This window comes from Allobosea sp. NPDC003192 (assembly GCF_050275675.1).
Classification (GTDB): Bacteria; Pseudomonadota; Alphaproteobacteria; order Rhizobiales; family Beijerinckiaceae; genus Allobosea.
Window position 1 is genome coordinate 134,868 of sequence record NZ_JBNNPK010000018.1, and the last position, 12,222, is coordinate 147,089.

The window sequence follows — 12,222 nt, forward strand, 5'->3', positions numbered from 1 at the left end:
CATCAGACGCTGAGGCCGAACCTCACCCCGCCCCAATGCCGGCCCCGCACGACGATCGGCGCCGACAGATCCTCCATCACCAGGAAGTTGCCGCCGCCCATGTCGCGCCGATAGGTCTGCAGCAGGAACGGTTTCTGGTTGCGCGCTGCCGCAAGCCCGGTGCGATCGTTGAAGATGCGCCGGTTGCGGCAGTTGGCGTTGTTCCAGACCGGGTCCGCTCCCTGCGGCTGCGAGTATTTGCGGTTATGCGTTGGCAGGTAGCCGTTGCGGTCGACTGCCGCGCAGAAGACGATGCGCTTGCTCGCCTGGAGCATCTTCTCCTGCACCGGCGTCAGCAATCGGTCGGTCAAGTCGGTGAAGCGGCTGAGGAACTGCTGGGGATCGCTGCCCGGAATCGGCCGGTAGGCCTCGTCGAATAATTCCGCCTGGCCGATCTGGCCGCTTGCCAGCGCCTGCTCGAACAGGTCCGCCATCGTCGCCGCCGCCTCGAGCGCGATCTCGATCATGTCCGATTGCGGCGTGCGCACGCCCGAGCCAGCGATCGCACCGAGGACCGCTTCGCTGGTCGAGACCAGCGAAGCCCCGCGCCGCGCCGCAACTTCGAGGTTGCGGCCGGACTGATCGACGCCGTTGACCAGTCCCTTCAATTCGTCGCCGACCTGAGAGAAGGCCATGGCGTTCTCGCGCGCCGGAGCCGAGATCGAGTCGATCTCGGAGATCAGCCCAACCACGGAACGGCCGAAATGATCCAGCTCGCCGATCTGCTGGGAGATGCCCTGGCTCTCGTCGCTGGCGCGCCGCGCCGCCTGCGCATTCGCCTCGCTCTGCTTCGCCAGCTGGTCGACGGTCGCGACCAGCGCGTCGAGCTGCTTGGCACTGGCGGCGGTCGCATCGCGCGTCTGCTCCGCGAGTTGCTTCACCGCTGCGGCAATGACGGCAAAGCCGCGGCCGGCGACGCCGCTGCGCGCCGCCTCGACGCCGGCATTGATCGAGAGCAGCTGGATCTCGCGCGTGATCGTCTGGATCGCCTCGCTGGCCTCGCGTGCCTTGTGGGCGCGCCCGACCGCCTCGTTCAGTGCCTGCGAGATCGATTGCGCGCCGCTGGATAGCTCCGCAATATCGTTCTGCGCCGCATTGAGCCCCTGCCGGACCGCGCCGGTGACGCGCTCCAGCCCGCTCTTGACCACCGACGCCGCCTGCTGGGCCGTATCGGCCGCCTGCTGGATCGCCTGATTCGAGCGCGAGACCTGCTCGACCGAGGCGACGACGCGATGCAGCCCGTCGGTCTGCCGGTCGAGCTCGGCGTTGACGTCGCCGACACGCCCGGAAATATCGGTGATCTCGGCGCTGAGCTTGCCGAAGCGCTCGGCGATCTCGAGCACGGCTCGTGCTGCTGCCGCTGTTCCCGGCGCATCTTCATTGGCAGGATCAGGCAGCTTCAGAGCCGAGGCGAGCATCGAGCGGCGCTTCCATCTTGGAGATCAGCCGGCAGAAATTAAACGAACGCAGTAAAGCCGCGGTTAATGCTGCGGCCGCAGAGGCGATCAGCACCTGATCTTTGGTATAACTCCGCGTACAACTAGGGCTTGCTGAAGTCCGCAGGCTCATCTTCGTTAACGCCTTCGCGCAGCGATTCCGGTTCCCACCGAGCCGCGCCGCATCTACCTTTCCGTCCTCACGACACCCCATGGACGCCGCTTGAACAGCCGACAGCTCGAAACCTTCGCCGCGGTGATGAAGGCCGGCACGATCTCGCGCGCCGCCGAGTTGCTCGGCGTCACCCAGCCCGGCGTCAGCCGCGCCATCGCCGAGCTGGAGAAGTCGCTCGGCTTCCTGCTGTTCGACCGTATCCGCAACCGCATCGTCGCGACGCCCGAGGGCAAGCTGTTCTACGCCCAGGTGGAAGCCTCCTTCCTCGGCATGGACTCGCTGCGCGCCACCGCCGCCCGCATCCGCGACCATGGCGCCGGCCAGTTGCGCGTCGGCTCGCTTTCGGCGCTGGGCTCCTCGCTGGTGCCGCGGGCGGTGCGCCGCTTCCGCGACCGGCGCCCGGAAATCGCGGTGACACTGATGGTGCTGCCCTCGCGCGACGTCCGCGACGGGGTCGCTTCCGGTGCCTTCGATATCGGCCTCGCCGCGGACGAGATCGACGTCTCCGGCGTGCTGCACCAGCCCTTCGTCCAGCCGCGCGTGCTCTGTGCGCTGCCGCTCGGCCACCCGCTCGCCGAGAAGGAGCTGATCGGTCCGGCCGATCTGCACAACCTGCCCTTCGTCTCCTATGTGCCGGAGGATCGCGCCCGCCAGCGGCTCGACCGCGTCTTCGCGCAAGCCGGCGTGAAACCGCGCATCGTCGTCGAGACCATCTATGCCGCGACCGTCTGCGCACTCGTCGCCGAAGGCGTCGGCGTCGGCCTCGTCAGCCCCTATGCGGTCGCCGGCGCCGACCCGACCCGGCTGGTGCTGCGCCCCTTCGAGCCGGAGGTGCAGAGCCGCAGCCTGCTGATCCTGCCGCTCGACCGACCGAAATCGCAATTGGTGCGCGACTTCATCGACTGCCTGATGGAAGTACGCTGACCATAACACCCAGGCATCGAGTCATGAGTTTTGACTGATTGCCGGCAGGGCCTTGGCGAAGGAACCTCCCCTTCAAAGGAGCCCTCCATGCACGACGCGACCCGCACCGTTCACCATCCCGCAGTCAATGAGGACGGCTATGCCAGCCTGACGGTGCCGACCCATCGCGCCTCGACCATCGTCTATCCCGACGCGGCGAGCTTCTTCGCCCGCAAGCATCGCGGTTTCGACGGCTACACCTACGGCCTGCACGGCACCCCGACGACCCGCACGCTGGAAGCGCAATTGACCGCCCTGCATGGCGGCGTGCGGACCGTGCTCGTCCCCTCCGGCCAGGCGGCGGTCACCATCGTCCTGCTCTCGGTGCTGCTGCCGGGTGACAAGGTGCTGATCCCCGATCAGGTCTACCAGCCGGTGCGCAGCTTCTGCGAGGACTACCTGAAGCCGCGCGGCATCGATTACGGCGTCTACGACCCGCTGATCGGCGCCGGCATCGCCGACCTCATCGACGAGACGGTCAAGCTGGTCTGGGTCGAGTCGCCCGGCTCGAACACGATGGAGGTGCAGGACGTGCCAGCTATCGTGAAGGCGGCCAAGGCGAAGGGCGTCCTCGTCGGCTGCGACAACACCTGGGCGACGCCGCTGATCTTCAAGCCGCTGGCGCATGGGGCGGACTTCGCCTGCGAGGCGTTGACCAAATATGTCGGCGGTCACTCCGACCTGCTGCTCGGCTCGGTCACGGTCGCTGACCTTGGCCTGCGCGAGCAGCTGAAGGTGACGCTGCGCGGCTTCGGCGTCGGCGTCTCGCCGGACGAGTGCCAGCTTGCCCTGCGCGGCATCGAGACCCTGGCGCTTCGCCTTGCCCATATGGGAAGGGTTTCCGAAGACTTCGCCATGCGCCTGACCCGATCGCCCGCGGTCGAGACGGTGTTGCACCCGGCCCTGCCCTCCTGCCCCGGCCATGAGTTCTGGCAGCGCGACATGGGCCGTTCCTCGGGCGTGTTCAGCGTCGTGCTGAAGCCAGTTCCGCACGCTGTGCTCGAAGCAGCGCTCTCGGCGCTCAAGGTCTTCGCCATCGGCGCTTCCTGGGGCGGCACGCGCAGCCTGATCGCGCCGCTGGCGCCCGAGGGCGAACGCACCGTCGTGCCTTGGCCCCATCCTGGCCCGGCGCTGCGCATCAGCATCGGCCTCGAGGATCCGGAGGACCTCTGGAACGATCTCGACGCGCTGCTCGTCGCGCTTGAGCAGCCGGCGGCCGCCAAGGTCGCCTGAGGTAGGACCACGAAGGACGACGAACGTGGCGGGGCAGCATCTCCGCCGCGACGGGAGAGCTTTGCCTGATAACAACGACAGGGGATCAACGATGAAACGGACCTTGCTACGCCTCACCGCCGCGCTCGCACTCGCCGCGAGCTTCGCGGCGCCCGCCACCGCCGACACGATCAAGATGATCCGCGACCGCGGCAAGATCATCTGCGGCACCAGCCCCGGCGTCGCCGGCTTCTCGACCCAGGACGCCAATGGCCGCTGGCAGGGCTTCGACATCGACATCTGCCGGGCGCTGGCCGCGGTGATCTTCAACGACACCGAGAAGGCTGGTTTCGTCTCGCTGACCTCGAAGGACCGGTTGATCGCCTTGCAGGCCGGCGAGATCGACGTGCTGCCGCGCACGACCACCTGGACGCTGTCGCGCAATGCCGGCCAGGGCGTCACCTTCACCACCGTCAACTATTATGACGGCCAGGGCTTCATGGTTTCGAAGAAGCTGGGCGTCTCCTCCGCCGCCCAGCTCGGCGGCGCCTCGGTCTGCGTCGCCCAGGGCACGACCAGCGAGCTCAATCTCGCCGACTATTTCCGCAAGCTCGGGGTGAAATACGAAGCCGCCGCCTTCGGCACATCGGAAGAAGCACTGAAGGCCTACGAGTCCGGCCGCTGCGACGCCTATACCACCGACATCTCGGCACTGTCGGCGGTCAGGATGAAGCTGCAGGACGTCGACAGTCACGTCATCCTGCCGGAGGTGGTCTCGAAGGAACCGCTCGGCCCGTGGGTCCGCACCGGTGACGAGACCTGGTTCAACCTGGTGCGCTGGACCGTGCTCGCTTTGATCAACGCCGAGGAGCTCGGCATCACCAAGGCCAATGTCCAGGAGATGCTGAAATCCTCGAATCCCGAGGTGAAGCGCTTCCTCGGTCTCGACGGCAAGATGGGCGAGGCGATGGGCGTCAGCAACGACTGGGTCGTACGCATCGTCTCGGCCGTCGGCAATTATGGCGAGAGCTTCGAGCGCCATCTCGGCAAGAGCTCGCGCCTGCGGCTGGCGCGGGGTCCCAACGAGCTCTGGAGCAAGGGCGGCATCCAGTACTCGCCGCCCTTCCGCTGAGCCGAGAAGGTGGGCATGAGGGAACTGCCGGGCGTCCCGGCGGTTCTTGACTCCGTTGCATCACCTACGGAGTACCGACCGTGCCCGCCATCAAATCGCTTCTCGCCGGCGCCGCAGCGCTTGCCCTCGTCACCGGCACGGCCATCGCCCAGCCGCGCACGCTCGGCCCGCAGACCGGCACGCTCAAGATCGAGCAGATCTCGGTCGCCTTCATCGCCTCGGGCGAGCTCGGCGGCGGCACCTTTATCTATCGCGGCCGTTCCTATCCGATCTCGGTCGGCGGACTCGGCATCGGCGGCATCGGCGCCTCGCGCGTTGTCGCCAGCGGGCGGGTCTACGGCCTGACCGAGCGCAACGACCTCGCCGGTCCCTATGTCCAGCTCAAGGAAGGCTGGGCTGTCGGCCGCGCCGGCCAGGGCCGCGTCTGGCTCAAGAACGACAAGGGCGTCACCATCAGCCTGGACACCCGCCGCCAGGGCCTGCAGGCCACGATCGGCGCCGACGGCGTGGTGATCGCGTTCAAATAAGCGCCAGGGCGCCGGGCTGATGAAAACGTGAGCTTGCGTGAATTGCCCGGCGCTCTCGCCTGCCTATCCTGTCCTCCGCAAATCAAGCCGGAGACAGGAATGACGTTCGACGCAGCCGATAGACGATCCTATGCGCTCAGCCTGCTCAGGGTGGTCTCGGGACTGGTAATCTTCAGCTATGGCACGCAGAAGATCCTACGTTTTCCCTATGTCGAGACCGTGCCGCCGAGTTTCAGCCTGTCCTGGATCGCCGGCGTCTTCGAGCTGGTCCTCGGATTCATGCTGCTGATCGGCTTTCGCGCCCGTGCCGCCGCTTTCGTCCTCTCGGGCGTTATGGCGTTCGCCTATTTCCTACGCCATGCCCCGCAGAGTTTCTTCCCGGCGCAGAACGGCGGCGTCTCGGCGATCCTGTTCTGCTTCATCTTCCTCTACATCGCCGCAGCTGGCCCCGGCCCGCTCAGCATCGACGAAGGCTGGAAGCGTCCGAGCCCACGGAGCTGACGGCCTCAGCGGCTCTCCGCGTCGAGCCGCGCATACTCTGCCGCTAGGAAATCGAGCAGCGCCCTGACCGAAGGCAGCAGGCCGCGCCGCGACGGAAACACGGCATGGACGATGCCGGGGCGCGGCGCCCAGTCCGGCAAGACATGCACCAGCGATCCCGCCTTGATGTCCTGGGTCACGACCATGGTCGGCATCTGCACCACGCCGACGCCCTGCAGCGCGGCATGGCGCAGCGCCACCATATCCTCGGTGACGAAGCGCGGCTGATGGCGGATGCTGGCTTCGGCGCCATTCGGCCCCTGCAGCCGCCATTCATGGCTCGGCTGCACGCCGCCCCATGACAAGCTCGGCAGCGTCGCGAGATCAGCCGGCACCGGCGCTCGTCCGAGCCCGGCCAGCAATTGCGGGGCGGCGACCAGGCATTGCCGGCTTTCGGCCAGCACCTTCATCACCAGCTCGCTTTCCTCCAAGGGCGGGAAGCGCACCCTGATCGCGATGTCGAAGCCCTCGCGGATCACATCGACCCGCCGGTTCGTGCTCTCCAGCTGCACCTCGACCTTCGGGCAAGCGGCGAGGAAGCGGGCGATCATCGCCCCGACCTGGAAATAGAGCACCGCCGAGGGACAGGCGACGCGCACCATGCCCTGCGGCGCAGCCCGGACCCGGTCGATCGCCTCCTGCGCCGCCTCGGCCTCGACCAGCATGGCGAGGCAATGCCGGTGGTACTCACGGCCGATCTCGGTGACCGCGAAGCGCCGCGTCGAGCGCTGCACCAGCCTGACGCCGAGCCGCTCCTCCAAGAGCGCCAGGCGCCGGCTCAGCCGCGAGCGCGGCATCCCCATGGCGCGGGCGGCCGCGGCGAAGCCCTGATGCTCGACCACCTGGGCGAAGAAATAGAGGTCGTTCAGGTCCTGCATCGCGCCGCCATTGTCCTGCCAGTAGGACAGAGTGACGAGATTATGCCGGCTACTGTGGGCTCTGTCCCACCCATAACCTCCTTGGCAACACGGCGCCACATCGGCGCATCAAGGAGATCAGGCCATGCGACAGGTTCGCGGCATCTACAGCAGCCCCGCCGCCCATTGGGTCGGCGACGGCTTCCCCGTCCGCTCGATGTTCTCGCACGCCGCCCAGGGCGAGCATGTCAGCCCCTTCCTGCTGCTCGACCATGCCGGCCCCGCGCAGTTCGCTCCGGCGGCGAAGCCGCGGGGCGTCGGCGTCCACCCCCATCGCGGCTTCGAGACCGTCACCATCGTCTATCAGGGCGAGGTGGAGCACCGCGATTCCACCGGCCAGGGCGGCCTGATCGGCCCTGGCGACGTGCAGTGGATGACGGCCGCCTCCGGCATCCTGCACGAGGAGCTCCACTCGCAGGACTTCACCCGCTCGGGCGGCACCCTCGACATGGTGCAGCTCTGGGTCAACCTGCCGGCGAAGGACAAGGGCGCCGCCCCCGGCTACCAGACCCTGCTCGACAAGGACATCCCCGCGGTCGTTCTGCCGGATGGCGCCGGCAAGCTGCGCGTCATCGCCGGCGACTATCAGGGCCATGCCGGTCCGGCCCGGACCTTCACCCCGATCGACATCTGGGACCTCAAGCTGAAGCGCGACGGCCAGGTTTCGTTCGCACTGCCGGAAGGGCGCACCCTCGGCCTCGTCGTCCTCAGCGGCAACATCCTGATCAACGGCGCCGACAAGGCGCGCGAAGCCCAGTTCGTTCTGTTCGACCGCACCGGCGGCGAAATGACGATCGAAGCGGAGACCGACGCCGCCGTCCTCGTCCTCAGCGGCGAGCCGATCGGCGAGCCGGTCGCGATGCACGGCCCCTTCGTCATGAACACCAACGCCGAGATCCGCCAGGCCATGGCCGATTTCCAGAGCGGCCGGTTCGGAAAAATCCCGGCCTGAAAACCGGCACCGGCGCCGTCCGCCGCCGCAATGCCGGACATTCCTCGCAACGGAGAAAGACCATGACCAAGCCCTATACCCGCCTCGACAAGGACAAGGCCGTCGTCCTGCTGGTCGACCACCAGACCGGCCTGCTCTCGCTCGTCCGCGACATCGACCCGGACAAGTTCAAGAACAACGTGCTGGCGCTGGCCGACCTCGCCAAATACTTCAAGCTGCCGACGATCCTGACGACCAGCTTCGAGGACGGCCCGAACGGCCCGCTCGTTCCCGAGCTGAAGCAGACCTTCCCGGATGCGCCGTTCATCCCGCGCCCCGGCCAGATCAACGCCTGGGACAATGAGGACTTCGTCAAGGCGGTGAAGGCGACGGGCCGAAAGCAGCTCATCATCGCCGGCGTCGTCACCGAGGTCTGCGTCGCCTTCCCGGCTCTGGCCGCGATCGAGGCCGGCTTCGACGTCTTCGTCGTCACCGACGCGTCGGGCACCTTCAACGAGATCACCCGCCACTCCGCTTGGCAGCGCATGTCGGATGCCGGCGCCCAGCTGATGACCTGGTTCGGCGTCGCCTGCGAACTGCATCGCGACTGGCGCAACGATGTCGAGGGCCTCGGTGCGCTCTTCTCGAACCACATCCCCGACTACCGCAACCTGATCACCAGCTACACCACCGTCTCGGCGAAGAAGACGGCCTGACTGGCTCGGTGCGCGGCACGAACGCGGCTGCGCTCCGCCCTCGCGAACATCAAGGAGACCTGTCATGACGACCCCCGCCAATTTCAATGGCCAGCGCCCGGTCATCGACCCCAGCGATGCGGTGATGCTGCTGATCGACCATCAGAGCGGCCTGTTCCAGACCGTCGCCGACATGCCGATGCCGGTGCTGCGCAACCACGCGACCGCCCTCGCCAAAATGGCGACGCTGAGCAAGATGCCGGTGATCACCGCCGCCTCGGTGCCGCAGGGCCCGAACGGGCCGCTGATCCCCGAAATCCACCAGAGCGCGCCGCACGCCCAGTATGTAGCGCGCAAGGGCGAGATCAACGCCTGGGACAATCCCGATTTCGTCGCGGCGGTGAAGGCGACGGGCCGCAAGACCCTGATCATCGCCGGCACCATCACCTCGGTCTGCATGGCCTTCCCGGCGATCGCCGCCGCTCATGACGGCTACAAGGTCTTCGCCGTGGTCGATGCGTCCGGCACCTATTCGAAGATGGCGCAGGAGATCACGCTCGCTCGCGTCGTCCAGGCTGGTGTCGTGCCGATGGACACCGCTGCCGTCGCCTCGGAGCTGCAGAGGACCTGGCATCGTGACGACGCCCAGGAATGGGCTGAGGTCTACACCAAGATCTTCCCGCCCTATGCGCTGCTGATCGAGAGCTACATGAAGGCGCAGGAGGTCGAGAAGAATCACGAGCAGCTCGACTCCCAGCGCGGCTGACCTGTCACGCTCGTGACTGGACAACTGCCCTGGCAGGCTCAACTTGAGCCGCCGGAGCTTCCTCGTTCCGGCGGCCTCCCGTGACAAGAGGGTGATCCCGATGACGAAGGTTCTGGTTCTCTACTATTCCAGCTACGGCCATATCGAGACGATGGCGCAGGCCGTCGCCGAAGGGGCGCGCGAGGCCGGCGCCGAGGTAGTGATCAAGCGCGTGCCCGAGCTCGTCCCCGAAGAGGTCGCCCGCAAATCCGGCTTCAAGCTCGACCAGGCGGCGCCGATCGCCACGGTCGACGAGCTCCCGAACTACGACGCGATCATCCTCGGCGTTCCCACCCGCTTCGGCAACATGCCGGCGCAGATGAAGAACTTCCTCGACCAGACCGGCGGCCTCTGGGCCCAGGGCAAGCTGATCGGCAAGGTCGGCAGCGTCTTCACCTCGACCGCGACCCAGCATGGCGGCCAGGAGAGCACGATCCTCTCGACCCAGACCGTCCTGCTGCATCAGGGCATGGTCATCGTCGGCCTCCCCTACAGCTTCCAGGGCCAGATGTCCCTGTCGGAGATCACCGGCGGCTCGCCCTATGGCGCCAGCACCATCGCCGCCGGCGACGGCTCGCGCCAGCCGTCCGAGAACGAGCTCGCCGGCGCCCGTTATCAAGGCAAGCACGTCGCCGGGATCGCGGCCAAGCTGGCGGCTGGTTGAAGGCCCCGGCTCGACCGGCCCCCAGAGCCCGACCTCGACGCTTTCACCGCGTCGAGGCCGGGTTGCTTGCGGCCGATCGCACTCCCGCTCCAGACTGGTGTCGATCGAAGCTCCGCAATCACGGAAGCCGCGAGGGAAAGGACTGCCCAATGGATACCGGCGTCGTCGACCGCCCCGACCAAAACCGTTTCGAACTCGACATCGAGGGCGAGCTTGCCCTCGCCTATTACAGGCTCGACGGCGACCGCGTCGTGCTGACCCATACCGAGGTGCCGCAGGCGCTGTCGGGCCAGGGCATCGGCTCGCGCCTGGCCAAGGGCGTCTTCGAGCAGATCCGCGCCTCGGGCCGCAAGGTTGTGCCGCGCTGCTCCTTCATGGCCGGCTGGGTCAGCCGGCACCCGGAATATGACGACATCGTCGTGGGGTGAACGATCGGGCACAGCGCGAAGCTGTGGTGGAGCACGTGCCCAGCGCCGCTGTGGGTGCCTATGAGCGCAATCCGCGCGATCACGACGACCGTCAGGTCAAGAAGCTGGCCGGCATCATCCGCACGGTCGGCTTCCTGGTGCCGATCATTATCGATCACGCGGGTACCATCGTCGCCAGCCATGGCCGGCTGGCTGCAGCAAAGGAACTCGGGCTGCGGACCGTGCCGGTGATCCGCGCCGGACATCTCAGTCCCCACCAGGTGCAGGCGTTCCGCGGTGCGGACAATCGCATTGGCGAACTGTCGAGCTGGAACAAAAGCGACGCGGCTTGAGGCTCAGACGGCACGGCTGGAAACCGGGCAGTACCTCATTCCCACTGATGGCCGATTGCTGACGCTTGGAAGGTCCGGTTTCGGGGCCGGCCGCGTCGGATGGATGAGCCGTTGGTTCTGCCTTCAGCAGTCCATGTCACGACGACCTGTCGCGCGTGAGCTCGATCAGGAGATGGCGCAGATGGCTGGTCAGCTGCCGTTTCCGCTCGTTCTCCATCAGGCCGATTTCCCGTCTGGCGTCCGGGAAGTCGAGATGCTCGATCCTCAGCCTGGGATTCTCCTCCCACGAGGAGTAGCGGCCGAGCGGCACGATGGTGACGCCGGCATCCTGCTCGACCAGCTCGACGAGGGTCCGCGACAGCTGCATCTCCAGGCTCTCGCCGAAAGCCATTTTCCTGTCCCGGACGAACCGGTCGATCAGGCCGCCGGTATGGGTGGTGAGCGAGGGACGCAGGAACAGGCGCTCGCGCATCAGGGTCTCTCTGGAGAGGCCCTTTGTCGATCGCCGGTTCGCAATGAACACGAAGGGTTCGTAATAGAGCGTCGTCCAAAGCGTTCCGGTCGCTATCGGGCGCGGACTCCGGACCGCGACGGCCGCGTCGGATTCTCCGGCCTCGACGCGCGCGCTGAGGTCGGAGGAGTAGCCGACGGCCGGCCTGATCGTGAAGCGGGGGTAACGCTCGCGCGCCTGCAGCGTCGCTTTCACGAGCAGGCTCATGCAGGAGGCGATGGCCTCGGCATAGATCGCGCCGACCGGATCGTCATCGTCATCCGAACTGGATATCAGCTCGTCGAACTGGTCGATCAGCCGTTGCGCGCGCGGCAGGAAACGCAGGCCACGCTCGTTGAGCGAGAGCTTCTTGCCGATCCGGTCGAAGAGCTGATGGCCGAGCGAGTCCTCCAGCAGGCGCATCTGCTGGCTGACGCCCGCCGGGGTGAGCCCCACTTTCTCCGCGGCGGCGACGAAGCTGCCGCATTGGGCGACGCATAGGAAAGTCCGCAAAGCCCGGATCGTCGCCATGATCCCCATCGACAATTTTTAATTGCTTATCTGGCAAGAACTTCTCGTTTTTCTTTCTAGGAAGCAAGCGCTAGCCATGCCTCGAACCCGGCCGTGAGCCGGGACCAACCGGGGAGGTGGCATGCTCCGCTTTGCGCTCACACGAATAGGCATGGCGCTGCCGACACTCTTGATCGTGTCGGTCGCGGTCTTCGGGTTGATCCGTCTGATCCCTGGTGATCCGGCTTCGCTGATGCTGGGGGATCTGGCGACGCCGGCCTCGATCGCCGACCTGCAGGCCCGGCTCGGCCTCGACAAGAGCATCCCGGTGCAGTTCGGCATCTGGTTCGGCAACCTGCTCAAGGGCGATCTCGGCCAGTCGATCTCGTCGCAGCAGGCGGTGCTGCCGCTGATCCTGCAGCGCTT

At 66.8% G+C, this 12,222-nt stretch carries 15 protein-coding genes and 1 pseudogene; 13 read left to right on the forward strand and 3 right to left on the reverse strand.

The genetic code is table 11. From position 1 onward, the window contains the following. Positions 1–2 precede the first annotated feature (2 nt). Positions 3–1,382, reverse strand: a complete 1,380-nt coding sequence (locus ACQKLX_RS22305) for a methyl-accepting chemotaxis protein (protein WP_427363748.1) — start codon at positions 1,380–1,382, stop codon at positions 3–5. 5 nt (positions 1,383–1,387) lie between these two features. Here ACQKLX_RS22305 and ACQKLX_RS22310 point away from each other — a divergent pair, with 5 nt between their 5' ends. The 6 genes from ACQKLX_RS22310 to ACQKLX_RS22335 all read left to right on the forward strand — a co-directional run bounded on the left by ACQKLX_RS22310 (position 1,388) and on the right by ACQKLX_RS22335 (position 5,985). Next, positions 1,388–1,555: a hypothetical protein gene (locus ACQKLX_RS22310; RefSeq protein WP_427363749.1), complete on the forward strand. Its 168-nt coding sequence runs from the start codon at positions 1,388–1,390 to the stop codon at positions 1,553–1,555. 143 nt (positions 1,556–1,698) lie between these two features. Beyond that, positions 1,699–2,574: a LysR substrate-binding domain-containing protein gene (locus ACQKLX_RS22315; protein WP_427363750.1), complete on the forward strand. Its 876-nt coding sequence runs from the start codon at positions 1,699–1,701 to the stop codon at positions 2,572–2,574. 87 nt (positions 2,575–2,661) lie between these two features. Further along, on the forward strand, positions 2,662–3,846 hold the full coding sequence (gene metC, locus ACQKLX_RS22320) for a cystathionine beta-lyase (protein ID WP_427363751.1): 1,185 nt from the start codon (positions 2,662–2,664) through the stop codon (positions 3,844–3,846). A 91-nt stretch (positions 3,847–3,937) separates the two neighbouring features. After that, entirely contained in the window at positions 3,938–4,957 is a 1,020-nt protein-coding gene (locus ACQKLX_RS22325; RefSeq protein ID WP_427363752.1) for an amino acid ABC transporter substrate-binding protein, read from the forward strand. 80 nt (positions 4,958–5,037) lie between these two features. Further along, positions 5,038–5,484: a hypothetical protein gene (locus ACQKLX_RS22330; RefSeq protein ID WP_427363753.1), complete on the forward strand. Its 447-nt coding sequence runs from the start codon at positions 5,038–5,040 to the stop codon at positions 5,482–5,484. 99 nt (positions 5,485–5,583) lie between these two features. Further along, on the forward strand, positions 5,584–5,985 hold the full coding sequence (locus tag ACQKLX_RS22335; protein ID WP_427363754.1) for a DoxX family protein: 402 nt from the start codon (positions 5,584–5,586) through the stop codon (positions 5,983–5,985). A gap of 5 nt (positions 5,986–5,990) precedes the next feature. Here the strand turns inward: ACQKLX_RS22335 and ACQKLX_RS22340 are convergent, their stop codons facing one another. After that, the gene (locus ACQKLX_RS22340) at positions 5,991–6,902 is read right to left on the reverse strand and encodes a LysR family transcriptional regulator (protein ID WP_427363755.1); all 912 of its coding nucleotides are present in this window, start codon (positions 6,900–6,902) and stop codon (positions 5,991–5,993) included. 124 nt (positions 6,903–7,026) lie between these two features. On the opposite strand from ACQKLX_RS22340, the gene ACQKLX_RS22345 reads away from it, so the two are divergent. The 6 genes from ACQKLX_RS22345 to ACQKLX_RS22370 all read left to right on the forward strand — a co-directional run bounded on the left by ACQKLX_RS22345 (position 7,027) and on the right by ACQKLX_RS22370 (position 10,796). Next, entirely contained in the window at positions 7,027–7,893 is an 867-nt protein-coding gene (locus ACQKLX_RS22345) for a pirin family protein (protein ID WP_427363756.1), read from the forward strand. Positions 7,894–7,955: 62 nt separating this feature from the next. After that, positions 7,956–8,588, forward strand: coding sequence for an isochorismate family cysteine hydrolase YcaC (gene ycaC, locus ACQKLX_RS22350; RefSeq protein ID WP_427363757.1), 633 nt, complete (start codon positions 7,956–7,958; stop codon positions 8,586–8,588). Between the two features lie 64 nt (positions 8,589–8,652). Next, positions 8,653–9,333 carry an isochorismatase family protein gene (locus ACQKLX_RS22355; RefSeq protein WP_427363758.1) on the forward strand — a complete coding sequence of 227 codons (681 nt, stop codon included), beginning with the start codon at positions 8,653–8,655 and terminating at the stop codon, positions 9,331–9,333. A 100-nt stretch (positions 9,334–9,433) separates the two neighbouring features. Next, positions 9,434–10,036: an NAD(P)H:quinone oxidoreductase gene (gene wrbA / locus ACQKLX_RS22360; RefSeq protein ID WP_427363759.1), complete on the forward strand. Its 603-nt coding sequence runs from the start codon at positions 9,434–9,436 to the stop codon at positions 10,034–10,036. Between the two features lie 149 nt (positions 10,037–10,185). Continuing rightward, entirely contained in the window at positions 10,186–10,464 is a 279-nt protein-coding gene (locus ACQKLX_RS22365; protein WP_427363760.1) for a GNAT family N-acetyltransferase, read from the forward strand. Then, positions 10,461–10,796 (forward strand): ParB/Srx family N-terminal domain-containing protein, encoded by a 336-nt coding sequence (locus ACQKLX_RS22370; protein ID WP_427363761.1) that lies wholly within the window; start codon positions 10,461–10,463, stop codon positions 10,794–10,796. Before ACQKLX_RS22365 ends, ACQKLX_RS22370 begins: the two co-directional genes overlap by 4 nt. 136 nt (positions 10,797–10,932) lie before the next feature. On the opposite strand, the gene ACQKLX_RS22375 is transcribed toward ACQKLX_RS22370, so the two are convergent. After that, the gene (locus tag ACQKLX_RS22375; protein WP_427363762.1) at positions 10,933–11,817 is read right to left on the reverse strand and encodes a LysR family transcriptional regulator; all 885 of its coding nucleotides are present in this window, start codon (positions 11,815–11,817) and stop codon (positions 10,933–10,935) included. A 121-nt stretch (positions 11,818–11,938) separates the two neighbouring features. On the opposite strand from ACQKLX_RS22375, the pseudogene ACQKLX_RS22380 reads away from it, so the two are divergent. Then, positions 11,939–12,222 (forward strand): annotated as a pseudogene (locus ACQKLX_RS22380) (ABC transporter permease); the annotation flags it as partial.